The following is a 24,619-nucleotide window of genomic DNA, read 5'->3' as shown; positions in this document are numbered from 1 at the left end:
TCCATGCCCGTTACGCTTCATCGCTGAACCAGTGCTCACGCGCCTTCATGATGAGGGCGCGGGCTTCGTCCTCCGTCTGGCCGGTGATGTCGGTGAGTTCGTCTACGGCCAGATCGGCCAGATCGTCGCGCGTGCGCACGCCCGCTTCGGCCAGCGCGGCCAGCAGCTCGGCGTTCATGCCTTCCAGCCCGCGCAGGTCTTCGGCCACGGCCTCCACCTTTTCCTCGCGCGCGATTTCAAGGGTCAGCAGCGCGTCTTTGGCGCGGGCGCGCAGCTCATTGACGGTGTCTTCATCGAAGGCTTCAATATCCAGCATCTCCTGCAAGGGCACGTAGGCCACTTCTTCCAGGTTGGTGAAGCCTTCCTCGATCAGGATGTCGGCGATTTCCTCGTCCACATCCAGCTTTTCCATGAACAGCTGGCGGATGGAGCCGGTTTCGGCCGCCTGTTTTTCGGCGGATTCGGCGGCGTCCATGATGTTGATTTTCCAGCCCGTGAGTTCGGAAGCCAGGCGCACGTTCTGGCCGCCCCGGCCAATGGCGATAGCCAGGTTTTCCTCGTCCACCACCACGTCCATCGCGTGCTTTTCCTCGTCCACCACGATGGAAGAAACATTGGCCGGAGCCAGCGCGCCGATGACGAACTGCGCCGGGTCTTCGCTCCACAGCACGATGTCCACGCGCTCGCCGGCCAGCTCGTTGGTCACGGCCGTCACGCGCGAGCCGCGCACGCCCACGCAGGTGCCGATGGGGTCAATGCGCTTGTCGTGGCTCACCACGGCAATCTTGGCGCGGCTTCCGGGGTCGCGCGCGCAGCTCTTGATTTCCAGCAGCCCCTGTTCGATTTCGGGCACTTCCTGGCGGAACAGCTCCACCATGAATTCAGGCGCGGCGCGGGAAAGCAGAATGGGCGCGCCGCGCAGCGTCAGGTCCACTTCCATGATCATGGCGCGCACGCGGTCACCATTGCGCAGGTTTTCCTTCGGAATCATCTCGCTGCGGCGAAGACGCCCTTCCACCCGGCCGGATTCGACCAGGATGTCGCCCTTGTCCATGCGCTTGACGGTGCCGGAAAAAATCTTCTCGCCCCGGCTCATGAAGTCGTTGAGCAGCATCTCGCGCTCGGCGTCGCGGATTTTTTGCAGGATGACCTGCTTGGCCGCCATCGCGCCAATGCGGCCGATGGAGACGGACTCCACAGGCTCCTCGATGTATTCGCCAACCTCGATGTCAGGAATCTGCTCGCGCGCCTCGAATTGCAGGATTTCCTGGTCAGGCAATTGCAAGCCCGCTTCATCCGGCACCACGTGCCAGCGGCGGAAGGTTTCGTAGTCGCCCGTTTCGCGGTTGATGGCCACGCGCATGTCCACATCGCCCTCGTACAGCTTTTTGGCGGCTTGCGCCAGCGCGGCTTCCACCGCGCCAAACACCACGTCGCGATCCACGTTTTTCTCGCGCGAGATGGCTTCCACCAGCATCAACAGTTCACGGTTCATGATTCATCCCCAGTCCTTGGGCGCTTGCCCTTGAAATCCACCACCGGAGCCAGCCGCGCCTCGCGCAGCTCCTCCAGCGCAAAACCCATCACGTTCAACGGCAGCGCCGCCAGTTTCCTGGCGCTCACGCGCTGGCCCGGCTTGGCGGGCGCCGGTTCGTCGCGCCACGCAATTTGCCAGCCGCCGCTTTCGGCGCGTTGCAGCTGGCCGCGAAAGCGCTTGCGATTGGCGCTGATCTGCCCTGTAGCGGCTGCGCCGATGGGCGCTTTCAGCGTCAGATCCACCATTTCGCCCTCAAACCGCTCGAAATCCGCCGCATTGCGCAGCAGTCGGTCGATGCCGGGCGAAGACACTTCCAGCCGCCTGTAATCCACGCCTTCCACTTCCAGCGTGAATTGCAGCTGGCGCGTCACGCGCTCGCAGTCATCCACCGTCACGGGCGGCGCAGGCGGCTGCCCTGGCGCCCAGGGAAAGTCGATCGTCACCCGCAGCAGTCCGCCTGCGGAGCGCTCCAGCTCCACCAGCTCATAGCCGAGGCCGCTGACGGTGTCTTCAATGGTCTGATGCAGTGTCACGCCTGAGAACGAAAAAGCAAAAAAAATGGGCGGTTGGTGCAACCGCCCTTTTTTGGTCGTTGTAAGAGCGCGGATTATAGCGCAAAGCTTTGTAAAAACCGCGCTGCGGCTTGCGCGATTTCAGGTGCTGATCGCCCGCAAATCCTGATGAAACGGGCGCTGGCAGCTATCTTTTCAGGAGCTAAAGCGGCTGGGTTGCAAACGGCTCCGAACTTGCTCAGAGTCTTTTGAGAGGCATGGCCAAGAAAGAAAGGGATGGTCTGCAAAACCCAGGCTAACGCGGCCGTTGTCGATTGATATTCCAGATGACGAGATTTTTCGGCCTTCAAAGGGTGAATCCGGGCCAGATTCAGTTTCTCTTGTGTCCCGCTGCTCTGGCAGGCCCTGCGATAATTTCGCCCGACCCGCGCCCGCCGTGTTTTTACTTGGCGGGCGCTTTTCCATCCGCTCAACACACAAGGAACCGCCATGGCCGAGCAGCAACAAGAACCCGTTTTCCAGATTCAGCGCGTCTATCTGAAAGAAGCCTCGCTGGAGCAGCCCAACTCCCCCGCCATCTTGCTGGAGCAGGAAGCGCCCACGGTGGATATCCAGCTGCAAATCAGCTCCGAAAACGTGGCCGATGGCATTTATGAAACCGCCGTCACCGCCACCGTGCAGACCAAGATCAAGGACAAAACCGTGTTTCTGGCCGAGTGCCGCCAGGCCGCCATCTTTGAAATCCGCAACCTGCCCGAAGACCAGATGGGGCCTGTGCTCGGCATCGCCTGCCCGCAAATCGTCTATCCCTACCTGCGCGGCAACCTGGCCGACCTGATCACCCGCGCGGGCTTTCCGCCCGTGCATCTGGCAGAAATCAACTTCCAGGCCATGTACGAGCAGCAGCAGGCCCAGCAGCAGCAAGAAGGCGGCGATGCCTCCGCCGCGCCTGCCGCGCAGTAATCAAGGCCGCCGCCCCGGCAAAAGCCGCGCCGCATGCTGCCCGTGCCGCGCGGCTTTTTCATGCCCTGGCGCAAGGCGCTCGAAATGCACAATCCGCCCGCTCCGCCCGCTCCGCCTGGCTGCCAACGCCAGCGGCGGCCAACGCCGTTTCCGCCCCTCAAATCCGCCCCTTTTTCTGATGCCACCTCGTTCGCCCGCCCCGGCCATCGCCCGCCCGCGCCCTGAGCTGTTTGCACTGTGCGGCCTGCTGCACAACCTGCCGGGCCGCGCGTCATGAACATCGTCATCTACGGCGCAGGCGCATGGGGCACGGCCCTGGCCATCAGCGCCAGCCGCAGCGGCCACGCTGTGCAGCTGTGGGCGCGCAGCAGCGGGCAGGCGAGCGCCATGCAAGCCGCACGCGAAAACGTCCGCTACCTGCCCGGCTGCGCGCTGCCGCCCGCGCTGCAAGTGCGCGCGGGCGATGCCACCTGTCTGGCTGAACATCTGGCGGCCTGTCTCGCCGCGCGCTCCGCCCTAGCCGCGCCGGAGCCGGAAATCGCGCCTGATCTGCTGGTCATCGCCACCCCCACCGCCGCCCTGCGCGGCACGCTGGCCGCCTTGCGCCACAGCCCTGCGCCCGTAGCCTGGCTTTGCAAAGGCTTTGAAGCGCCGCGAGCGCCTGATGCCTGCGGCCTGCTGCCGCATGAAGTGCAGCGCCAGGCCGCCCCCGCCTTGCGGGCCGGCGCCCTGAGCGGCCCCAGCTTCGCGCAAGAAGTGGCGCGCGGCCTGCCTGCCGCCCTCGTGGCCGCCAGCGCCCATGCCAGCGTGCGGCAGGCGCTGGTGCAAGCCTTTCACGGCCCCGCCCTGCGCGTGTATGCCAATGACGATTTGCCCGGCGTGGAAGTGGGCGGCGCGGTCAAAAACGTGCTCGCCATCGCCACCGGCCTGGCCGACGGCCTGCAACTGGGCCTGAATGCGCGCGCCGCGCTCATCACGCGCGGGCTGGCCGAAATCACGCGCCTGGGCCTGGCGCTGGGCGCGCGCGCCGACACTTTCATGGGCCTGTCGGGCCTGGGCGATCTGGTGCTCACCGCCACGGGCGATTTGAGCCGCAACCGCCAAATCGGCCTGCGGCTGGCGGCAGGCCAGTCCCTGCCCGAAGCCGTGCAGTCCCTGGGCCACGTGGCCGAAGGCGTCTATAGCGCCCGCACCGTCTGGCAGCGCGCCCAGTCGCTGGGCGTGCCCATGCCCATCACCGAGTGCGTGGTGGCCCTGCTCGATGGCCGCCTGCGCCCGGCCGATGCGGTGGCCGCCCTCATGAGCCGCCTGCCGCGCAGCGAGCCGGTGTGAGCGTCTGCCCCAAAGTCTGTCTGTGCTTTCGCGCTTGCGCACAGGCATTGGTGGCTTCTATTTAGCTCCTCTATCCATAGCATGAGGTCCTAGTGGAATATGCGCAAGAGCGGTATTCCGGCCCCCTGAATTTGCTCCTGTTTCTGATGTTTTCCGGCCTGCGCTGGAGCCTGTCTGCGGGCTGGCTGCAAGGCGCTGGCGAAGCTCACGCCGCGAAGTGGTCAAAGCCGCGCGCTTCGGCGGGCAAGGGGCGCAGTGCGCCGCTGGCCGCGCGCAGGAAGATGGATGCGGGCGCGGCGGCTTCGGCCCGTGTGACGCGGCCTGCGCGCGCCACGGGCGTTTGCGCCGCTGCGGCGGCGGCCAGCACGGCCTGGCGGGCGCCGGGCGCGGCGGTAAATAGCAGCTCGTAGTCATCGCCGCCCGCCAGCGCGGCTTGCAGGCGGGCCGCCGCGTCCAGCGCGCTTTTGCCGCATGCGGGCTGCGCTTCTTGCTCCTCCTGTGCCTCTTGCGCCCAGGGCGCCGTCAGGCCGATGAGCGCTTGCTCGTCCAGCTCTGCGCCCAGCGGCTGGCCTGCCGCCTGGCTGCTGGCTTGCAGAACGTGGGGCAAATCGCCCGCCAGGCCGTCGCTGAGGTCGATGGCGCTGCGGGCCACGCCGCGCAGCGCCAGGCCCAGCGCCACGCGCGGCGCGGGGCGCTCCAGCCGCTGGCGCGCGGCGGCCAGCGTGGCGGGCGGCAGGGTGATCCGGCCTTGCAGGGCGTGCAGCGCCAGGCGGGCTGCGCCCAGGCTGCCGCTGATCCAGATGTCGTCTCCGGCTCTTGCGCCCGCGCGCGTGAGCGCCTGCCCGCGCGGCGTTTGCCCGAAGATGGTGATGCACACGTTGAGCGGCCCGCGCGTGGTGTCGCCGCCCACCAGCGGGCAGCCGTGCCCGCCCGCCAGCGCCAGCAGCCCCTGGCTGAAGGCGGCCAGCCAGGCGTGATCGGCCTGCGGCAGCGCCAGCGCGAGCGTGAAGGCCAGCGGCTGCGCGCCCATGGCCGCCAGGTCTGACAGGTTCACGGCCAGCGCCTTGTGGCCCAGCGCGGCAGGGTCGGCGTCTTCAAAAAAATGGCGGCCCGCCACCAGCATGTCGCTGGAGACGGCCAGCAGCATGCCCGGCTGCGGCGCGAGCAGGGCCGCGTCGTCGCCAATGCCCAGCTCTACGCCGCCGCCAGACGGTGCAGGCGGCGCAGGCGGCAGGAAGTAGCGGCGGATCAGGTCGAATTCGCCGCAGGGGCGCGGGGCATGGGCGGCAGGCGCGGCGGCGGACGTGGCGGCAGGCATGGCGGCAAGGGGCGTGAATGGGCGCAGGCGGCTTTCAGCGCGCGGCGGCGAAGCCTTCGGCCAGCGTCTGCGTGATGTGTGCTGCGGGGGCGCTGCGGCAGGCGCTGGCGTTTTCGCCGCACCAGAAGAACGAGAAATCGGCGCGGCCCTGCTTTTCAGCAGCGGCGCGCAGCCAGGCAGCGGCGGGCGCGGCCAGTGGAAAGGCGGGCGCGGCGGGGTTCAGCGGCCCCAGCTCGCGCGTCAGGCGGTTGGGCAGGCCGCGCGCGGGGCGGCCCGTCATCAGCGTGGTCAGTGCGGTGTGCGCCTGCCCGCTGGCGGCGGCGGCCAGCAAGGCGGCGCGGTACAGGGGCGAAGTGGCGGCCTCATCTGCGCACAGGTAGGCCGTGCCCGCCTGCACGCCCGCCGCGCCCAGCGCCACGGCGGCGCGCACGCCCGCCGCCGTGGCAATACCGCCCGCAGCAATCACCGGCACGCGCACGGCGGCTACCACTTGCGGCAGCAGGGCGAAAAGGCCGGCCTGCCGCGTCAGATCGTCAGACAGAAAGTGCCCCCGGTGGCCGCCCGCTTCCAGCCCCTGGGCGATGATGGCGTCGGCCCCGTGCGCTTGCAGCCACAGCGCTTCTTCAACCGTGGTGGCGCTGGAGAGCACGAAAGCGCCCGCGCGCTTGATGCGCTCCAGCGCCTGCGGCGCAGGCAGGCCGAAGTGAAAGCTCACCACCGGCGGCCTGAATTCGGCCACCAGCGCGGCGGCTTCGTCGTCAAACGGCTGGCGGCCCGGGCCGGATGGAATGTGCGCCGCATCCAGCCCCAGCTCGTCGAAATACGGCTTGAGCAGCGCGTGCCAGGCGGCCTGCCTTGGGGCGTCAGGCTGCGGCGCGGCGTGGCAGAAGAAGTTGGCGTTCCACGGCAGGCCGCTGCCCCGCATGGCCTGCATTTCTTCACGCAGCCTGGCTGGCGGCAGGGCCGCCGCCGGCAGCGAACCCAGCCCGCCCGCGCGGCTGACGGCCAGCGCCAGCGCGCTGCCTTGCGCGCCCGCCAGCGGGGCCTGAATGAGGGGGTAGCGGGTGTTCAGCCGGGTGTTCAGCGGTGTGGCGGGCATGGCTTTTTCTTCTCCAGTCAATGGGGCGCAAGCGGAGCTAAGCGAAGGGCGGCATTGTGGCGGAAGGGCGCAGCGGGCGCGCCGCATCAGAAGAAGGAGCAAAAACAGGGCATGCGAAAAGCCGTTTCGCGCTGTATTCACTAAGACATGATGCTATTGATAGAGTAGCGAAACTGAAGGCTCCGGCGCTTTGCCCCTTCATCCGCTCGCCCGGCCCGGCGGGCGGAGGCCGTCTCTATCATCCTTGGCCTTTTTGCGTAGGAGAGATGTGACATGACCGCCCCGGAAATCGTGCTGCCCGTGCTGTTCACGGATGAGGATGGGCGCGCCCGCTGGAGAGAGCAGGCCGTCAGCCTGCGGGCGGACTCGCCGCAGGTCTGGCTTTCGGCGCTGGCGGCGGCCAGCGGCGTGCAGTGGCGCGAAAGCCCGGTGGGCTTTGCCAGCGGCTTTCACTGCACCACGCAGCCGCAGTGGCTGGTGGTGCTGCAAGGCGTGATGGAGATTGGCCTGCGCGACGGCTCATGGCGGCGCTTCGGGCCAGGCGAGTGCTTTTATTCCGGCGACACGCTGCCGCCCGGCGCCGCGTTTGACGAAACGCTGCACGGCCACCGCAGCCGCCAAAGCGGCAGCGAGCCGCTGCGCACGCTGTTCGTGCGCGGGCCGCTGGCGTGATGAGGGCTTTTTTCGCTCCTTGATTGATAGCGCAAGGTCCTGGTGGAACGGGCGCGAAAGCCGTTTTTCACCCTTTGAATTCGCTCTCTTTTTGATGTGGGCTGCGCCTTTGTTTCCGCCCTTGTTTCAGCTTGCGGGCAGCGCGCCCCTCATGGCAGAAAAAGCTGCTGCAAGTCGCTCAGGAAATCAAAGCCTTTGGGGGTGGGGCGGATGTGGCTGCCCCGGCGCTCGATCCAGCCTTTTTGCGCGGCCTGCTCCAAAAGCGCGGCGATGGCGCTGATGGGCTGGCCGGTGCGGGCGGTGTAGTCGGCCAGATCAAAGCCTTCGCGCAGGCGCAAGGCGCCCAGCATGTATTCAAAGGGCAGGTCGGCGCGGGGCACGTCGTTTTCTTCGGCCACGGCGTAGCCGGCCAGGGCGCGCTCCATGTAGAGCTGGGGGTTTTTGGGGCGGCTTTGGCGCACCACGCGCTGCGGGAAGCTGATCTTGGCGTGCGCGCCCGCGCCGATGCCCAGGTAGTCGCCAAACTGCCAGTAGTTGAGGTTGTGCACGCACTGGTGGGCGGGGCTGCGGGCGTAGGCCGAGACTTCGTAGCGCGGCAAGCCCGCTTCGGCCGTGAGGCGCGTGAGGGCGTCGAGCATGTCCCAGGCGGTATCTTCGTCGGGCAGCGCGGGGGGGCGCTTGGCGAAGTGCGTGCCCGCTTCGATGCTGAGGTGGTAGATGGACAGGTGCGGCGGCGCCCAGGCCAGGGCGGCGCGCACGTCGGCCTCCAGCTCGTCCAGGGTTTGGCCGGGCAGGGCGTACATGAGGTCGAGGTTGAAGGTCTCGAAAACGCGGGCGGCTTCTTCCAGCGCGGCGCGGGCCTGCTGGCTGCTATGCACGCGGCCGATGGCTTGCAGGTGGCGGTCGTTGAAGCTTTGCACGCCGACGGAAAGGCGCGTGACGCCCGCTGCGCGGTAGGCGGCAAAGCGCTCGCGCTCGAAAGTGCCGGGGTTGGCCTCCAGCGTGATTTCGGCAGCGGGCGCCAGCGGCAGCAGCGCGCGCACGCCGCCCAGCAGGCGGTCAATGGCTTCGGGCGAAAACAGGCTGGGCGTGCCGCCGCCCATGAACACGCTGATGACCTGCCGGCCCCACACCAGCGGCAGGCAGGTTTGCAAATCGGCCAGCAGGGCGTCCACATAGCGGCCTTCGGGCAGGCCCTGGCGGCTGTGCTCGTGCGAGTTGAAGTCGCAATAAGGGCATTTTTTGAGGCACCAGGGAATGTGGATGTACAGCGCCAGCGGCGGCAGCGCGGCCAGTTGCAGCAGGCCGGGCCGCATGTAGTGGCGAATGTCGGCGGGCGCGAGCGGATCGAGCGGGTTGCGCGCCTGCGGCTCGCTGGCGGGCTGATGAGGGCGGATGGGTATCACAGCCAGCGCTCGCGCATGAGCGCCAGCATGGCCTGCGCGGCGCGGCCCCGGTGGCTGTGGGCGTTTTTCACTTCGGCGGGCAGCTGGGCGAAGGTTTGGCCGAATTCGGGCAGGAACATGACGGGGTCGAAGCCAAAGCCGCCATCGCCCACTGGCTCGCGCGTGATTTCGCCCGCCACGCGGCCCGTGGCGATGAGCGGCTCCGGGTCGTCTGCCGAGCGCAGGGCGACGAGGGTGCTGACCATCGCGGCGCGGCGGTCTTGCACGCCCTGCATTTGCTCCAGCAGGGCGCGCACATTGTTGGCGTCGCTTTTTTCGTAGCCGAAGCGGGTGGCGTAGTAGGCGGTGTCCACGCCGGGCTGGCCGCCAAAGGCGTGCACGCACAGGCCCGCGTCGTCAGCCAGGGCGGGCAGGCCGCTGGCGGCGGCGGCGTGGCGGGCCTTGGCCAGGGCGTTTTCCACAAAGGTGCGGTGCGGCTCCGGGGCCTGCCCGATGCCCAGCTCGGAAAGCGGCAGCAGCGTCATTTGCAAAGGCGCCAGCAGCGCCTGCAATTCAAAAAGCTTGCCGGGATTGCCGGAGGCGAGAACGATTTTCTGCATGGTTGGATTTCAAATCATGAAAATCAGCGGAGAAATGAATGGGCGGACAGGAACGGAAATGTCCTTTAAATACGGCAAAACGCATAGGCGCGATTGAATGGCCGGAGTGTGTGAGCGGAGAAACAAAAAACCCACGGGCCAGCCGTGGGCATTTTGTTTTCAGGCGCTGATGCCGCCTGGATGGCGGCTGCCTCATTGCAGCCGCCTTATTGCAAGCGCACCTCCACGCGGCGGGCGGCGGCGTCGCTGCCGCTGGCATTGGCCTCGGCGGCTTCGGGTTTTTGCAGCGTCACCTTGTCTTCGCCCACGCCCAGCTCCAGCAAGGCGGCGCGCACGGCCTCGGCGCGCTTTTTGGCCAGCTCGGCATTGAAGGCGGCGTTGCCCGTGGCATCGTGAAAGCCGCTGACCACGGCGGTCTGGCCGGCGGCCACGCCGCGCACGATGTCGGCCAGCGCCTCTTTCGCGCCCTCGGCCAGGTCGGCCTTGCCGGTGGCGAAATAAAACTTCACCACGCCTTCTTGCACCTGCACGGCGGGGCCGTCGCCGATCACAACCGTCTCTTGCACCACGGCGGCCGCAGGTTCGGCCTGGGGTTCAACCGGCCGGGGCGCCGCGCCCGCGCCATCCACGCGCGCCTGCAAAACGGGGCGCCCCAGGGCGGCCGCATCGGCCTTGCCGCGCTGCCAGGCGCGAGAGGCCAGCACGCCGGCCGTCATGAGCACGGCCAGCGCCAAAGCGCCAAAAATGACGATCCAGGCCACGATGCGGTCCTGCCGGTCGCTGGAGCGGCTGTCTGCAAAGCCAGGCTGGCGCGTTGGCCGTATGGGTATCGGCAAAATGGGTTTTTCCCGCTCGTCTGGTGTGCTCATGAAATCGGTACTCCGTCAAATGAATGCCAAAAGAGCGCAAATTGTAGACTTTGCCCTCTTTGCCCCGCGATGGAGGTTTTGCATTCATGAACCAGGATATTGCCAGCCTGCGCAAAAGCTATGAGCGCGCCGAGCTGAATGAATCGGCCAGTGAAGCCGATCCCTTGCGCCAATTTGCCCGCTGGTTTGACGAAGCCCGCAAAAGCAGCGTGCCCGAGGCCAACGCCATGACGCTGGCCACCGTGGGCAGCGACTTGCGCCCCAGCACGCGCGTGGTGCTCATCAAGGATTTCGACGAGCGCGGCATCGTCTGGTACACCAACCGCCAAAGCCGCAAGGGCCGCGAGCTGGCGGGCAACCCTTGGGCGGCCCTGCAATTTCACTGGGTGGAGCTGGAGCGCGTGGTGCGCATCGAAGGCCGCGTGCGCGAAGTGGGCGACGCCGAAAGCGACGCCTACTTTGCCAGCCGCCCGCTGGACCACCGCATCGGCGCCTGGGCCAGCCCGCAAAGCCAGCCCATCCCGGGCCGCGCCTGGCTCGTGGCCGAAGCCGCCAAATACGCCGCGCGCTTCATGCTGGACCCGCCCCGCCCGCCGCACTGGGGCGGCTACCGCCTGGAGCCAGACTGCTGGGAGTTCTGGCAAGGCCGCAAAAGCCGCCTGCACGACCGCCTGCGCTACCGGCTCGAAAGCGGCCAGTGGATCCGCGAGCGGCTCTCGCCTTGAGAACCGGTTCAAAGTGCCAGGCATGGGCGGCTGAATTTTGCTCCTTTACCAATAGCATGAGGTCCTAGTGAAATGGGCGCAGAAGCCCTTTTCAGGCCTCCATATTTGCTTCTCTTTTTGATGTTTTCCCGGCCGCCGCTGAACCTGCTCATGGCCTGCGCGGCGCAAAAAATCAGGATTCGCCGCAAGAGACTGGGCGGAGCCTTTCATTTTTTTGACGCCGCCCGCTGCACGCCATCAATCGAAAGCAGCGCCAGCGCAAAGCCCAGCAGCGATTTGCCATCCATGCCTTGCCCCAGAAACAGCCAGCCCAGCGCGAACGCGCATACCGGGCTGAGCAGCCCCAGCGACGACACCACGGCAGGCGGCAATCGGGCAAGCCCGCTGAAAAACAGCACATAAGCCAGCACTGCGCCAAATAGACAGAGATAGAGGTAGCCGCCAATGTTGGCCAGCGTCAATGCCGGCAGGGGCGGCTCCGCCAAAAGCGCGGCGGGCAGCAGGCACAGGCCGCCAATCAGCAATTGCCAGCCAGCGAATGCCAGCACCGGCAGGCTGGTTTTGCGGTGTTTTGACAAATACACGCCCAGGCTCATGGAGGCCGCGCCCGACAGGGCAGCAGCGATTCCCCAGGCGTCATAACGGGCTTGCGGCGAAAGCACCATGAGCGCAATGCCCGCAACGCCTGCCGCCGCCCATAACCAGGCCGCTTTGGGCGGCATGGTTTTGCCAATCAGCCACGTCAGCAATAAAACCATCAGGGTTTGCGTGGAACTGAGCACAGCCGCCAGACCGCCCGGCAGCCGGTAAGCGGCCACAAACAGCATGGCCTGGAAAAAGCCGATATTGAGAATGCCCAGCAAAATCACCGTGCCCCATTCGCTGCGCCTGGGCAGCACGCGTGCGTACATCAGCAGCAACAGGCCCGCAGGCAGCACGCGCAGCAGCGCTGCGGTCAATGGCCGGTCCGGCGGCAGAAATTCGGTGGTGACCAGGTAGGTGCTGCCCCATATCAGGGGAGCGCAGGCGGTGGTGAAAATGGCTGCGGTGCGGGAATGGGCCATGAGAATCTGTTCAGAGAATAGGCGGAAGCGGCGTTTTTCAGCGGGGATTCAGCCCGAAAGCCGGTTTCCAAAAGTGAAAACCAAATGCGATTCGCCGGAATATATCCACTGCCATCGCGAAACGCTGCGCTGGTACAAAACCATGAATGAATATCCGGTGAAAATGCAATGAACGCGCAATAAACGTGCAGCGCGCGCTGAATCAATCTCTTTTTCCCGTGCCCGGCCATGCGGAAAAACCTGCGCGGGCCGCCGCATAATTTGCGCCTTCTTTTTTTCTCGCACGACGCTGGCTGCCATGTCTTCCGCCGCATTCAATCCTGCTTTTGTCCCGTGGTTTCGCGCCGTGGCGCCCTACATTCACATGCACCGGGGCAAGACGTTTGTGGTGGGCGTGGAGGGCGAGGCCATTGCGGCGGGCAAGCTGGGCGGCATCGTGACCGATTTGGCGCTGATTCAGAGCATGGGCGTGCGCATCGTGCTGGTGCATGGCTTTCGCCCGCAATTGACCGAGCAGCTGGCAGCCAAGGGGCATGAGGCGCAGTTTTCGCACGGCATGCGCGTGACCGATCCGGTGGCGCTCGATTGCGCGCAGGAGGCGGCGGGGCAGCTGCGCTACGAAATCGAGGCCGCTTTCAGCCAGGGGCTGCCCAACACGCCCATGGCGGGCGCCACGGTGCGCGTGATTTCGGGCAACTTCATCACGGCGCGGCCCGTGGGCATCATCGACGGGGTGGATTTCAGGCACACCGGCCTGGTGCGCAAGGTGGACGTGGCGGGCATCACCCGCTCGCTGGACGCGGGCGCGCTGGTGCTGCTCTCGCCCTTTGGCTTTTCGCCCACGGGCGAGGCGTTCAACCTGACCATGGAAGAAGTGGCCACGCGCGTGGCCACCAGTTTGCAGGCTGACAAGCTCATTTTTCTGACGCAAAAACCCGGCGTGGCCATACGCCCCGAGGAGCCGGTGAGCGAGGGCAACCCGGTGGATACCGAAATTCCGCTGGCCGAAGCGCGCCGCATCGTCGCGCGCCTGCCCCGGCCTGAAACGCCGCTGGACACGGGCTACTACCTCAGCCGCTGCATCACCGCCTGCGAGCACGGCGTCGAGCGCAGCCACATCCTGCCCTTTGCCGTGGACGGCGCGCTGCTGCTGGAAATTTACGTGCACGACGGCATCGGCACGATGGTGGTCGATGAAAAGCTGGAAAGCCTGCGCGAGGCCACGGCCGATGACGTGGCAGGCATCCTGCGGCTGATCGAGCCTTTCGAGCAGGACGGCACGCTCGTCAAGCGCAGCCGCACCGAAATCGAGCGCGACATTGGCAACTATTCCATCGTCGAGCACGACGGCGTGATCTTCGCCTGCGCGGCGCTCTACCCCTACCCCGAGGCGAAAACGGGCGAAATGGCCGCTGTCACTGTCTCGCCGCAAAGCCAGGGCCAGGGCGACGGCGAAAAGCTGCTGCGCCGCATCGAGCAGCGGGCCAGGGAAATCGGGCTGGGCAGCATTTTTGTGCTGACCACGCGCACCATGCACTGGTTCATCAAGCGCGGTTTCCGGCAGGTGCCGCCCGACTGGCTGCCCGAAGCGCGCATCCGCAAATACAACTGGGACCGCAAAAGCCAGGTGCTGGTCAAGCAACTATGAAAACCATAGCGGCCTGCGCTGATTCCACGGGGGCTTGCGGCCCATCTGGCTGGTAAACGCCCCGCAAACGTCCCGCCTTTTCATGTCCGCCCCGCCGCCTGCCATGCCGCACGCCTTCGCCCCGCCCGCCGCCATCGCGCAACTCGCGGCCCCGCCCGCGTGGCAGGCCGTGGACTTCATTGCCGATCTGCACCTGAACCCTGCTGAACCCGCCACCGTGGCCGCCTGGCAGCGCTACATGCTGGGCACGGCAGCCAGCGCCGTCTTCATTCTGGGCGACCTGTTTGAAGCCTGGGTGGGCGACGACGCCGCCCGCCAGCCCGGCCTTGAAGCCCAGTGCGCCGCCACACTGCGCGCCGCCGCTGCCCGCCGCCCCGTGCACTTCATGCGCGGCAACCGCGACTTTCTCGTCGGCCCCGCCTTTCTGGCCGCCTGCGGCGTACAGGATTTGCCCGACCCCCTCACGCTCATTTTTGGCGGCCAGCGCTGGCTCCTCTCGCACGGCGACGCCCTGTGCCTGGATGACGCGCCCTACCAGCAGTTTCGCCAGCAAGTGCGCCAGCCCGCCTGGCAGCGGCAGTTTCTGGCCCGCCCCCTGGCCGAGCGGCAGGCCATCGCGCGCCACATGCGCGGCCAAAGCAGCGCCCGCCAGCAGGCAATGAATCAGTGGGCTGATGTCGATGCCGACGCCGCCCGCGCCCTGCTCGCCGCCGCGCGCGCGCCCGTGCTCATTCACGGCCACACGCACCGCCCGGCCAGCCACACGCTGGGCGCGGGGCTGAGCCGCGTCGTCCTCTCTGACTGGTGTCTGGACGCCCCCGCGCCGCGTGCCGAAGTTCTGCGCCTGCGGCCCGGCCAGCCCCCCGCCCGCATCAGCCCGCAAGCCGCCCTGACGCCCGAGGCCTGAAAACCAGCCCCGCGCCTTCCAGCCCCTCTCTTTCCGCCAGCCCGCTGCTTCTTTGGCTGCACAGGGCCTTATTCATCAAAAGCAATAGCAAATTGAAAGGCCAATAAAACGGCATTTGCGCACGTTTCACTAGGACATCATGCTCTATTTTCAGGAGCGAGAAACGGCCTCGCAGGCAGTTCTTTCGCCTGGCCGGGCCCGTTGCGCAGAGGCGATTCAGTGGTTATGAATTCACGCCAGCTTTGACTGAAGCGTTCCCCAGGACTGCCCGCATCCGGCGCGTAGGCAAGGCGCTGGCTTGAGCCTGGCGGCAGATAGGGCGCTTGCCGGGCCTCGCGCCCTACACTGCCCGTCCATGCGAAGCAATCCTTTTTTGGCGCCGCAAGCGCCTTGGACTGACCGGTGGAAGCGCTTGCTGGGCCAAGAGCGCCTGGCGGCCATTGCGCCGCTGGCGGCGGTGCTGCTGTTTTTGGCCACGATTGCGGCGGCGTTTTGGTATCTGAGCGCGCAAGACGCTCAGCGCGAGCTGGCGGCGGCGCGGCATGACCTGGAGTTCAGCCAGCAGCAGTTGCGTTTGCACTTGCAGGAGCAGGCGGGGGAGCTGGAGCGGCTGGCACGCGCCGTAAGCGGCGGCAACATGGGCGCGGCGCAGTTCGCGCAAAGCGCGCGGGCGCTGGCTGGGCGCTGGCCGGAAATGCGCGATATGCGCTGGCTTGATGCGCAGGGGCGAACCGTGGCGCGCCTGCCGCCCGAAGGCAGCGCGGCCGGGTTTGCCGGGCTGCAAAGCGAAGGCGCTGACGATTCCGAAGACGCCAATGAACTGGGCCAGGCAGGCCAGATGCATGGCGCGCCGTATGCCGTGCCCCTGCCAGCGGGGGCTGGCAAGGCGGGCAGCCTGCGGGTTTATGTGCCGTTGATGAACGAAGGGCGGCTGGAAGGGGCCTTGCTGATCGTGTATGACGCCAGCCAGCTCCTGCACCACGGCCTGCCGCAGCGGCTACAGGAGAAATACGCCTTCAGCCTGCTGGATGAAACAGGCGGCGTGCTGGCGGGGCTGGCATCCGCCGGCGGCCGCCCGCAGGCGGATGAAGGCTGGCCCTGGGCGGCCCGCCGCTCACAGGCGCGGAGCCTGCCGCTGGCGCTGCCCTGGGCCGGGGGGGCGCTGACGCTGCAAGCGCAGGTGTGGCGTGCGCCCGAGGGCGTGGTGGGGCGGGCGCTGTTCTGGCTGGCAGCGGCGCTGTCGGCCATGACGGTGTGGATGCTGGTGGTGAACTGGCGTTTCGTGCGCTGGCGGCAGCAGGCGCAGGCGGCGCTGACGGCGGAAACAAGCTTTCGCCGCGCCATGGAAAACTCCATGCGCACCGGCATGCGCGCGCTGGATTTGCACGGGCGCATCACGTATGTGAATCCGGCCTTTTGCCGGATGACGGGCTGGAGCGAGGCCGAGCTGGTGGGCCAGATGCCGCCTTATTCCTACTGGCCCGAGCAGGAGCATCAAACGCTGATGCGCGTGCTGGCTGACGAGCTGGCGGGCCGCGCACAGGCGGCGAGCCGCCAGATTCGCGTGCGGCGCAAGAGCGGCGAGCTGTTTGATGCGCGGCTGTACATCGCGCCGCTGATGGACGGGCATGGGCAGCACAGCGGCTGGGTGGCGTCGATGACCGATATTTCGGAACCCAACCGCGTGCGCGCCGAGCTGGCGGCGGCGCGCGAGCGCTTCACGCTGGTGCTGGAGTCGCTGGAGGCTTCCGTCTCGGTGGCGCCGCTGGGCAGCAAGGAGCTTTTGTTCGCCAACAAGCGCTACCGCCGGTGGTTTGGCGACACCACGCAGGGCCACCTGGGCATGGTGATCAGCGCCAGCTCGCTGCGCACGGCCCCTGGCGATAGCGGCGAAAAAATGCGCCCCGACAACGCCGAAATCTATTTGCCCCCGCTGGACAAATGGCTGGATGTGCGCTCGCGCTATCTGACCTGGGCCGATGGCCGCCTGGCGCAAATGGTGATTGCCACCGACGTGACGGCCCGCCGCGCAGCCGAGGCCCGGGCCGAAGAGCAGGCCCGCCTGGCCGAAGACGCCAGCCGCCTGATCACCATGGGCGAAATGGCCTCCAGCGTGGCGCACGAACTCAACCAGCCGCTCACGGCCATCAGCAACTACTGCACCGGCATCATCTCCCGCGTGCAAGCGGGCGGCCTGGCGCAAGAAGACTTGCTGGGCGCGCTGCGCAAGACGGCGCGGCAGGCGCAGCGGGCGGGGCAGGTCATTCAACACATCCGCAACTTCGTCAAGCGCAGCGACCCGAAGATGCAGTTGGGCACGGTGGCCGCCATCATCGAGCCGGTGCTGGAGCTGGCCGAGGTGGAAGCGCGCCGCCGCCAGGTGCGCCTGGGCAGCAACGTGGCCCCGAATCTGCCGCAAGTGCTGGCCGACCCCATCCTCATCGGGCAGGTGCTGCTGAACCTCATCCGCAACGCCGCCGAATCCATAGAGGCCGCGCAGCGCCCGCCCGATGAGCGGCGCATCACCTTGCTGGCCAGCCTCATCCTGATTGAAGACCAAAGCGCCGTGCAATTTGCCGTGGAAGACACCGGCTGCGGGCTGCCGCCGGGCGTGCAAGAGCGCCTTTATGAAGCCTTCTTTTCCACCAAGCGCGAAGGCATGGGCATCGGGCTGAACCTGTGCCGCTCCATCATCGAGGCGCACCAGGGCCGTTTGCGTGCGGTCAATCTCTACAATGGCGGACAAACCGTGGGATGCCGTTTTTCCTTCTGGATACCGGCCGCTGCGGCCGCCGCGCCAGCGCAGGCGCGACCCCTCAACCCTGAAGAAACCTGATCCCATGAGCCTGATTCCCCCCAAAGGCGTCGTTTATGTGGTGGATGACGATGACGCCGTGCGCGACTCCGTTCAATGGCTGCTGGAAGGCAAGGGCTACCGCGCCCGCTGCTTTGAATCAGCCGAAGCCTTTCTCAAACGTTACGACCCCCGCGAAGTAGCCTGCCTGCTGGCTGACGTGCGCATGGACGGCATGAGCGGCCTGGAATTGCAGGACAAACTGGCCGAAAGCCACTCGCCCCTGCCCGTGGCCATCATCACCGGCCACGCCGACATCGCCCTGGCCGTGGACGCCATGAAAAAAGGCGCGCTGGACTTCGTGCAAAAGCCCTTTTCCGAAGAGCAGCTGCTGCCCCTGGTCGAACGCCTGCTGGAACAGGCCCGCGCCTCCTTCGCCCAGCACGCCCAGGCCGCCAACCGCGAAGCCATGCTGGCGCGGCTCACGGGCCGCGAGGCGCAAGTGCTCGAACGCATCGTCGCGGGCCGCCTGAACAAGCAAATAGCCGACGATTTGGGCATCAGCATCAAAACCGTGGAAGCGCACCGCGCCAACATCATGGAAAAACTGCACGCCAACACCGTGGCCGACCTGCTCAAAGTGGCGCTGGGCGCCGACGCCCCCAGCCAGGAGCGCTGAGAACCCGCCTGCACCCTCCTTCGCAACCCTTCCCCCCGCCTTCCCATGACCGCCCAACTCATCGACGGCAATGCCCTTGCCGCCCAAATCCGCGCCGAAGTCGCCGGCCGCACCGCCGCCCTCAAGGCGCGCGGCATCCAGCCGCACCTGGCCATCATCCTCGTAGGCGACAACCCTGCCAGCCAGGTCTATGTGAAAAGCAAAGCGGCCGACAGCGAGCAAACCGGCCTGAAAGCCACGCTCGAGCGCTACCCGGCCAGCCTGCCCGAAAGCGCGCTGCTGGAGCGCATCGCCGCGCTCAATGCCGATGCCGGCGTGCACGGCATCCTGGTGCAGCTGCCCCTGCCCGCGCACCTGAACGCCAGCCGCGTCATCGAAGCCATCGCCCCGGAAAAAGACGTGGACGGCTTTCACATCGCCAGCGCCGGCGCGCTCATGACCGGCCAGCCCGGCTTTCGCCCCTGCACCCCTTATGGCTGCATGAAGATGCTGCAAAGCATCGGCATGAATGACATGCGCGGCAAAAACGCCGTCGTCATAGGCCGCAGCAACATCGTCGGCAAGCCCATGGCCCTCATGCTGCTGGCCGCCAACGCCACCGTCACCGTCTGCCACAGCGGCACGGCCAGCCTGGCCGCCTTCACCCGCCAGGCCGATGTGATCGTGGCCGCCGCCGGCCAGCGCAAGGTGCTCACCGCCGACATGGTCAAGCCCGGCGCCGTCGTCATCGACGTCGGCATGAACCGCGACGAAAACGGCAAGCTCTGCGGCGATGTGGACTTTGAAGGCGTCCGGCAAGTCGCCAGCTGGATCACCCCCGTGCCCGGCGGCGTCGGCCCCATGACGCGCGCCATGCTGCTGGTCAACACCATCGAAGCGGCGGAGCGCGCCAGCCAGAGCGCCAGCCGCTGAACCGCCCCAGGCCGGGCAAAAGACCGCTGCAAACGGAAGGAGCAGGCTGTACTGTCTTGCTCCTCAATCAATAGCAATATGTCTTAGTGGAATGGGCGCCGAGCCGCATTTCTGGCCATTCAATTTGCTCCTGTTTTTTGAGATTCCAGGGCCAGTCCAGCCCCCACAGGCTCGCCGGTTTCATGCGCATCTGCCGCGTCCGCCTTCGGGCCTGCGGGGCGGGCTGGCTCCGCTTTCGCGGCCCGCCAGCGCCCACGCGCCGCCTGCGCACAGCAAGGCCGCGCTGGCCAGGCACGCGCCGTAGCCCATGCGCTGGGCCAGCCAGCCGGCAGCCAGGCCGCCGGTGGCGGCAATCAGTGCGTCGGCGCTCTGAAACAGGGTGAAATCCACACCCGGCTGCAAGGGCGAGGCAGCCTCCATCAGCGCCGAATACAGCGCCACCCACAGGCACCCGGCAGTGGCAAAGAGCAGCCCCGTGAAGACGGTCAGCGCCGTCACGGCCAGGCTGGCGGGTAAAGCAGCGGGCACGGCAGCAGGCATGGCAGATGGCACGGCGGCCACGGCCGTGGCGGTCAGCCCCGCCAGCACGGCGGCCAGTGCCGCCAGCGCCAGTTGCGCTGCGCGCCAGCCGGGAGCCAGACGCGTGAGCCAGCCGCCCGCCAGCGCGCCCGCCAGCCCCGCCAGCAGGCTGAATGCGCCCAGCACCCAGCCCAGCCGCTCCAGCTTCATGCCCGCATCCAGCAGCAGGGGGCCGGGCAGGCCCATGGCCAGCCGCAGCCCGGCCATGCACAGCGCCACGCGCCACAGGCCCTGCTGCACGGCGGGCCTGCGCAGCGCGTGCAGCAGGCCGGGCCGGTGGGCGGCTGGCCCGCCGTCTGTTTTCGCTGAAGGGCCTGCCGCCGCATCTGCCGCATTCGCTGCGCATGCCGCCTCTGGCCTGGGCGGCTCGCGCACGGCCAGCAGGGGCAGCGAAAGCAGCGCCATCACGCCCGCCGCGCCCGCCAGCGCCAGCGGCCATCCCACGGCTTGCGCCGCCAGCAGAAAGCCGCCGCCGCCCAGCATGGCGCCCACGTAGCCGCCGCCCACTTGCGCCACGTTGCCCCAGCCGCGCTGGCGGCTAGCGAGCTGGTCGATGGCAAAGCCGTCACAGGCCACGTCGCCTGCCGATGACACCAGCGCTGCCAGCATGAGAAGCGCCAGCGCCCATGCGCCGCCTGCCAGCGTGAGCGCGCGGCCTTCGCTGGCCAGGCCCGCTGCGCCCATCGCCAGCAAAAGCAGCGCCAGCGCCCATTGCGTGCCCAGCAGCAGCGGGCGGGAGCGCCGCTCGCGCCGCCCCGGCGGCAGCCGCAGGCGCTCCACCCACGGCGCCCAGACGAATTTCAGCCCCCAGGGCAGCCACCACAGCGCCGCCAGGCCCACGGCTTGCAGGGAGGCGCCCGCTTCGCGCAGCAGTGCGGGCAGCGCCTGCGTGGTCATGGCCGTCAGCAGCGTCTGGCTGATGTAGATGCCCGCAATGGCAGGCAGCAGCAGATGCAATGGAATGTGTGTGGGCATGGTCTTGGCTTGCACTTTCAAAAAAGGATTCGGAGCGCCGCTTGCGCGCCCCGGCCGGGCGCTGGATGCATCAAAAACAGGAGCTAATCCGGCGGGCGCAAAAAGCCGTCTGCCGCAGTTTCCACGGGGAGTGCGCGCTATTGGAAAAGGAGCAAATCTGGCGCGCCCCGTGACCCGCTGGCCCGCTGTTGAGCGCATGAGTTCCGCCGCCTTCGCCGTGCGGCTGGCAGCGGGCCGCCCGCTCAGTACATGAATTCCACCGACACCCCCGCCGCGCGGCCGGCGGCCAGCTGCGCCAGCGGCAAGCCGCCAAAGGTGAAGCCGTAGTTGCGCACGGTTTTGCCCGTGAGGTTGCTGACCCAGGCGCGCACTTGCACGGCGGGCGCGGCCTGCCAGGCCAGGGAGGCGTCCAGCAGCGTGTAGCCGCCCTGGCGCAGGGTGTTGGCGTCGTCAAACCAGTGCGCGCCCACGTAGCGCGCGGCAATTTGCGGGCGCAGCACATGGCGGCCCGCCTGGAAGCGGCCCGTGAGGGTGGCGTTCAGCCCCGCGCGGGGCGTGTGGGGCACGCGCTTGCCCGCGCAAGCGGTGCAGCCTGCGGCGTAGTAGGCGGTGTAGGTGGCGCGATTGACGAAGCCGCCCGCGCCCAGCTGCCAGCGTGGCGACAGCGCCCATTGCGCCTGCGCTTCCACGCCGCTGGAGCGGGCGTGGCCCACGTTGCGCAGCACCTGCTGGCCGATTTCGCTGGTGTACAGCTGCACGTCGCGCGTGCGGATGCGGTAGATGGCAAAGCTGGCCTGCACGCGCGGCGTGCTCAGGCGCACGCCGGCTTCGTAGCTGAGGGCGCGCTCGCGCCTGAAGCCTTGCGTATCCAGCGGGTTGGACGGAGCGAGGTTGTAGCCGGCCGGTTTGTAGCCCTGCGCCACATTCACGTAGCCGCGCCACTGCGGGCTGAACTGCCAGCCGGCGGCCAGGCGGGCCTGCCAGGTGTTTTGCGCCTGCCGCGCCGCGCCCGCGAAGGCCGATGCGCCTGCGCCGCCTGCAAAGCGCGTGCGGCTTTCGTCGCGCGAGAGGCGCACGCCCGCGCCTGCGTCCAGCCGGGGCGTGAGGCGCCATGAGACATCGCCATAGGCGGCCAGCGACTGGCGGTCGTTGCCCGAGCGCGTGGCGGGCATGGAAGCGGGCACCGTGGCCATCGTGAACTGGCTGGCGCGCTGCTGCTGCGCGCGCTGGCGGAACAGGCCGAAAACGGCGTCCCACGGGCGCGTGCGCCCCGCTCCATCGCCCGCTTCGCCGCCCAGCGTGGACAGGCGCACTTCCTGCGTGTTCTGCTGCCATTGCTCCGGCTGGCTGGAGTGATAGGGGCCAATGGGAAAGCCCCGCTCGAAATGCAGGCGCTGGCTGCTGGCGGTGGCCGTCAGCCGCCAGCCGTTGCCTGGGTTGCCCCAATCGCGCTGGCCCTGTGCAGCCACGCTGTTGGCGCAGCGGCGCATGTGAAAAAAGCGCCAGGGCGCGGCCACGCGCGCGTCGGCATAGGCCTGGCGGGGGCGGATGTCGGCAAAGGGCACATACACATCTTGCGGGCCGCTCGTGCATTCGCGCGCGGCCCACGCGCTGGCCTCCCAGGGCTGGCCTTGCGGGGCCAGGCGCAGACGAAAGCGCCCCAAGCCGTCTCGCGCGCCGCCCAAGTGGCTTTGCGCCAGCGCGGCGCTGCTCACATCGCCCGGCGCGCTGCGCTTGCTGACCATGGCCGAGCCATACAGCAGCCCCGGCGACAGCGGCCCCGCCGCCTCGGCTTGCGCCACATGCCCGCCACGGCTGGACAGGCCCGCCAGCAGCGAAAAATAGGGCGCATCGCCCGGCGTGCGCGTGCTCACGTTCAGCACGCCGCCCAGCGCGCTCTGGCCATACAGCGTGCCTTGCGGCCCCTTGAGCAGCTCCACGCGCGCCGCGCCCGCCAGCGACTGCGCCGCCATCACGGGCAGCTGCGGCACGCCATCCACATACACCGTCAGCGCGGGGTTGTAGAAGTCTTGCGCCGAAGTCATGCCCCGCACGGTGAAGATGGGAAACATCACATTGGCCCCGTACCCCGTGTAAAGCCCCGGCAGCGCCTTGTCCAGCGCCAGCGTGCCGCCCGCGCCCGCATCGCGCAAAGCCTGCTCACTCGCCACCGCCGCCCCGCCATTGAAGCGCGCCAGCGGCTGCGCCCGCTTGGACGATGTAATCACCACTTCCGGCAAGGCGTTTTCGCTGGCGGCATGGCCGCCGCTGGCCAAAGCGCCATCCGGATTGCTATCCGGGTTGCGATCCGGGCGGTGATACGCGCCGCTTTCCGCGCCGCCAGCTGGCGCGCCAGCCAGCAGCAGGCACGCCGCCGCGCAAGCTGAAACAAGAAAAGGGGCGGCCCCGCCGCGCCGCCAGATGCAGGGTGCTTGTGCGCGCATCCGAAGTCTCCTTGGCAAATGAAATTTTGTTGAGAGTTCCTGTCAATCAAAATCATTGGCCAGCGCCCCTGCGAAAACCGGCGGTTTTCAGCCGCCGCACGCGGTTCCGGGAATTTTTTGCAGGGCGAGACGGCAAGCTGATGGGGCTCCTGAATCCATCGCGTGATGTCCTGATGGAACGGGCGCAAACGCCGTTTTTTTGTTGGTTGAATTCGCTCCCTTTTCTCAATACCGAGGCCTTGCCCATGACGACGACGCGCCCTGTTTTGCGGATGGAATCGCTGCTGCGCCAGCCTGGCTTGCACCTGCCTGAAGAGTGGGCCTGCGGCATGCGGCTGTACGCGCCAGGCGCGGGGCTGCGGCTGGCCTGCCTGGATGTGCGCGCCAGCCGCCCCTGGGAGTGCGAGGCGGAAGGCCCGCCTGCCACCAGCCTGTGCGTGTTGCTGGAGGGCCGGATGGAAACCGCCTTGCGCGGCGGCCCCATGCTGCGCGCAAGCGGCGGCATGTGCGTTTTCATGCACGGCAGCGGCGCGCGCAATGCAGGCTTTCACTGCATGCACGCGCAGCAGCGCCTGCGGCTGGTGGAGATTCGCCTGACGCCACAGGCGGCGCGGGCGCTCAGGCCCGCACTGGCCGCGCATTTACCCGTGCATCCGTCTGCGCAAGAGGGCGAGGGCGGCGGCGCTGGCTCCAGCCTGGCGGCAGCGCATGCTCCGGCGGCGCTGCTGCGCGCGGCGCGCGACATCCTGGCCTGTCCGCTGCCAGACGGCGCAGCGCGCGCGCTGTGGCTGCGCGCCAAGGCGCTGGAAGCGCTGGCCGTGTTCGCCAGCCAGCCGCCCAGCCCTGCCGCGCAGGCGCCCTGCCAAGCGCCGGTCCACGCGGCCGATCTGCCCCGCCTGCGCCGCGCCCATGCCTTGCTGCAACAGCACTGCGGCCAGCCGTGGACGGCCGCCGCGCTGGCGCACGAGGTGGGCCTGAATGAAAAACGGCTGCAAGCGGGCTTTCAGCATCTGTATGGCCAGAGCGTGCACACGCGCCTGACGCATTGGCGCATGCAAACCGCCCGCGCCCTGCTGGCGGCGGGCCGCCCCGTGGCTGAAGTGGCCTGCGCCGTGGGGTTTGCCAGCGCCAGCCATTTCGGCAAAACCTTCCGCCAGCACGCGGGCGCCGCGCCCAAGGCCTGGGCGCTGGCCAGCGCCCAGCAGGATGAGCGCGAGGCAAGCCGCATAGGCCATTTGCCCGCATGAGCGCTTTGGGTGAGGCCGGGCGCGGCATTGGCCGGGCGGCCTTGACCGAGCCGTTTCACTGATGGTTTCTGATGACGCCCGCTCCAGCGCGAAGGCGCGCCTGCGGCTTGCGGCAAGGGGCGCTTCCGGAACCGGTTCAGAGTCCGTTTGAGCCAATCCTCGCCGGGCGGCAAACAGCAAGCCCGTCTGCGCCTTGCAGGTCGTCCCGATCCGCGCTTTTGCCCCTTGCGGCCAGACGCTGAGCTGATGCTTGAGCGCTTTGCGGCGTTGCTGCGCCAGCTTTCTTGCACGCCCTCACGCCCGCTTGCAGGCAGGAGCATGCCGCTTGGCCCAGCCGC

General features: G+C 67.8%; 22 protein-coding genes. 10 read left to right on the top strand and 12 right to left on the bottom strand.

Annotated features, from left to right (window positions below; all coding sequences use genetic code 11):
• Positions 1 to 10 precede the first annotated feature (10 nt).
• From nusA to ADJ79_RS14935, 3 genes are all read right to left on the bottom strand, one after another.
• Positions 11 to 1,495: a transcription termination factor NusA gene (nusA, locus tag ADJ79_RS03265; RefSeq protein WP_050714765.1), complete on the bottom strand. Its 1,485-nt coding sequence runs from the start codon at positions 1,493 to 1,495 to the stop codon at positions 11 to 13.
• A complete protein-coding gene (rimP, locus tag ADJ79_RS03260; protein ID WP_050716372.1) occupies positions 1,492 to 2,070 on the bottom strand; it encodes a ribosome maturation factor RimP in 579 nt (192 codons plus the stop codon). Before rimP ends, nusA begins: the two co-directional genes overlap by 4 nt.
• A 74-nt stretch (positions 2,071 to 2,144) precedes the next feature.
• On the bottom strand, positions 2,145 to 2,399 hold the full coding sequence (locus tag ADJ79_RS14935) for a hypothetical protein (protein ID WP_172674015.1): 255 nt from the start codon (positions 2,397 to 2,399) through the stop codon (positions 2,145 to 2,147).
• A 139-nt stretch (positions 2,400 to 2,538) separates the two neighbouring features.
• On the opposite strand from ADJ79_RS14935, the gene secB reads away from it, so the two are divergent.
• The gene (gene secB, locus ADJ79_RS03255; RefSeq protein WP_050714764.1) at positions 2,539 to 3,012 is read left to right on the top strand and encodes a protein-export chaperone SecB; all 474 of its coding nucleotides are present in this window, start codon (positions 2,539 to 2,541) and stop codon (positions 3,010 to 3,012) included.
• 273 nt (positions 3,013 to 3,285) lie between these two features.
• Complete coding sequence (locus ADJ79_RS03245; RefSeq protein WP_050714762.1) at positions 3,286 to 4,344, top strand: NAD(P)H-dependent glycerol-3-phosphate dehydrogenase; 1,059 nt, start codon at positions 3,286 to 3,288, stop codon at positions 4,342 to 4,344.
• A gap of 205 nt (positions 4,345 to 4,549) precedes the next feature.
• Here the strand turns inward: ADJ79_RS03245 and thiL are convergent, their stop codons facing one another.
• Positions 4,550 to 5,662, bottom strand: a complete 1,113-nt coding sequence (gene thiL / locus ADJ79_RS03240) for a thiamine-phosphate kinase (RefSeq protein ID WP_050714761.1) — start codon at positions 5,660 to 5,662, stop codon at positions 4,550 to 4,552.
• A 34-nt stretch (positions 5,663 to 5,696) separates the two neighbouring features.
• Positions 5,697 to 6,761 carry a nitronate monooxygenase family protein gene (locus ADJ79_RS03235; RefSeq protein ID WP_050716371.1) on the bottom strand — a complete coding sequence of 355 codons (1,065 nt, stop codon included), beginning with the start codon at positions 6,759 to 6,761 and terminating at the stop codon, positions 5,697 to 5,699.
• A 273-nt stretch (positions 6,762 to 7,034) separates the two neighbouring features.
• On the opposite strand from ADJ79_RS03235, the gene ADJ79_RS03230 reads away from it, so the two are divergent.
• The gene (locus ADJ79_RS03230) at positions 7,035 to 7,433 is read left to right on the top strand and encodes a cupin domain-containing protein (protein WP_050714760.1); all 399 of its coding nucleotides are present in this window, start codon (positions 7,035 to 7,037) and stop codon (positions 7,431 to 7,433) included.
• Positions 7,434 to 7,582: 149 nt separating this feature from the next.
• Here the strand turns inward: ADJ79_RS03230 and hemW are convergent, their stop codons facing one another.
• From hemW to ADJ79_RS03215, 3 genes are all read right to left on the bottom strand, one after another.
• On the bottom strand, positions 7,583 to 8,839 hold the full coding sequence (hemW, locus tag ADJ79_RS03225; protein WP_082202877.1) for a radical SAM family heme chaperone HemW: 1,257 nt from the start codon (positions 8,837 to 8,839) through the stop codon (positions 7,583 to 7,585).
• On the bottom strand, positions 8,836 to 9,438 hold the full coding sequence (gene rdgB, locus ADJ79_RS03220; RefSeq protein WP_050714759.1) for an RdgB/HAM1 family non-canonical purine NTP pyrophosphatase: 603 nt from the start codon (positions 9,436 to 9,438) through the stop codon (positions 8,836 to 8,838). Before rdgB ends, hemW begins: the two co-directional genes overlap by 4 nt.
• Before the next feature lie 206 nt (positions 9,439 to 9,644).
• The gene (locus tag ADJ79_RS03215) at positions 9,645 to 10,154 is read right to left on the bottom strand and encodes an OmpA family protein (protein WP_082203353.1); all 510 of its coding nucleotides are present in this window, start codon (positions 10,152 to 10,154) and stop codon (positions 9,645 to 9,647) included.
• A 239-nt stretch (positions 10,155 to 10,393) separates the two neighbouring features.
• Between ADJ79_RS03215 and pdxH the strand changes: the two genes are divergently transcribed.
• Positions 10,394 to 11,032: a pyridoxamine 5'-phosphate oxidase gene (pdxH, locus tag ADJ79_RS03210; RefSeq protein ID WP_050714758.1), complete on the top strand. Its 639-nt coding sequence runs from the start codon at positions 10,394 to 10,396 to the stop codon at positions 11,030 to 11,032.
• Between the two features lie 206 nt (positions 11,033 to 11,238).
• Here pdxH and ADJ79_RS03205 read toward each other — a convergent pair whose 3' ends face one another.
• The gene (locus tag ADJ79_RS03205; protein WP_050714757.1) at positions 11,239 to 12,096 is read right to left on the bottom strand and encodes an EamA family transporter; all 858 of its coding nucleotides are present in this window, start codon (positions 12,094 to 12,096) and stop codon (positions 11,239 to 11,241) included.
• Between the two features lie 48 nt (positions 12,097 to 12,144).
• Complete coding sequence (locus ADJ79_RS13940; RefSeq protein WP_156303997.1) at positions 12,145 to 12,396, bottom strand: hypothetical protein; 252 nt, start codon at positions 12,394 to 12,396, stop codon at positions 12,145 to 12,147.
• Here ADJ79_RS13940 and argA point away from each other — a divergent pair.
• The 5 genes from argA (at position 12,395) to ADJ79_RS03180 (ending at position 19,036) form a co-directional block, all read left to right on the top strand.
• Complete coding sequence (gene argA / locus ADJ79_RS03200) at positions 12,395 to 13,744, top strand: amino-acid N-acetyltransferase (RefSeq protein ID WP_050714756.1); 1,350 nt, start codon at positions 12,395 to 12,397, stop codon at positions 13,742 to 13,744. The genes ADJ79_RS13940 and argA overlap by 2 nt on opposite strands.
• An 82-nt stretch (positions 13,745 to 13,826) precedes the next feature.
• Positions 13,827 to 14,651 carry a UDP-2,3-diacylglucosamine diphosphatase gene (locus ADJ79_RS03195; protein ID WP_253273856.1) on the top strand — a complete coding sequence of 275 codons (825 nt, stop codon included), beginning with the start codon at positions 13,827 to 13,829 and terminating at the stop codon, positions 14,649 to 14,651.
• Positions 14,652 to 15,006: 355 nt separating this feature from the next.
• The gene (locus ADJ79_RS03190; protein WP_082202875.1) at positions 15,007 to 17,487 is read left to right on the top strand and encodes a PAS domain S-box protein; all 2,481 of its coding nucleotides are present in this window, start codon (positions 15,007 to 15,009) and stop codon (positions 17,485 to 17,487) included.
• A gap of 4 nt (positions 17,488 to 17,491) precedes the next feature.
• Positions 17,492 to 18,124 carry a response regulator transcription factor gene (locus ADJ79_RS03185; protein ID WP_050714754.1) on the top strand — a complete coding sequence of 211 codons (633 nt, stop codon included), beginning with the start codon at positions 17,492 to 17,494 and terminating at the stop codon, positions 18,122 to 18,124.
• A 45-nt stretch (positions 18,125 to 18,169) separates the two neighbouring features.
• Positions 18,170 to 19,036, top strand: a complete 867-nt coding sequence (locus ADJ79_RS03180) for a bifunctional 5,10-methylenetetrahydrofolate dehydrogenase/5,10-methenyltetrahydrofolate cyclohydrolase (protein ID WP_050714753.1) — start codon at positions 18,170 to 18,172, stop codon at positions 19,034 to 19,036.
• Positions 19,037 to 19,216: 180 nt separating this feature from the next.
• On the opposite strand, the gene ADJ79_RS03175 is transcribed toward ADJ79_RS03180, so the two are convergent.
• Positions 19,217 to 20,590: an MFS transporter gene (locus ADJ79_RS03175; RefSeq protein ID WP_156303996.1), complete on the bottom strand. Its 1,374-nt coding sequence runs from the start codon at positions 20,588 to 20,590 to the stop codon at positions 19,217 to 19,219.
• A gap of 242 nt (positions 20,591 to 20,832) precedes the next feature.
• Entirely contained in the window at positions 20,833 to 23,034 is a 2,202-nt protein-coding gene (locus ADJ79_RS03170) for a TonB-dependent receptor (protein ID WP_082202862.1), read from the bottom strand.
• A 245-nt stretch (positions 23,035 to 23,279) separates the two neighbouring features.
• Here ADJ79_RS03170 and ADJ79_RS03165 point away from each other — a divergent pair, with 245 nt between their 5' ends.
• Positions 23,280 to 24,281 (top strand): AraC family transcriptional regulator, encoded by a 1,002-nt coding sequence (locus tag ADJ79_RS03165; protein WP_172674014.1) that lies wholly within the window; start codon positions 23,280 to 23,282, stop codon positions 24,279 to 24,281.
• The last annotated feature ends 338 nt before the right edge of the window (positions 24,282 to 24,619 follow it).

It is taken from the genome of Ottowia sp. oral taxon 894, from assembly GCF_001262075.1.
GTDB classification, from domain to species: Bacteria; Pseudomonadota; Gammaproteobacteria; order Burkholderiales; family Burkholderiaceae_C; genus Ottowia; species Ottowia massiliensis.
Note: the sequence above shows the minus strand (reverse complement) of the source record. Positions and strands in the feature narration are given on the sequence as shown.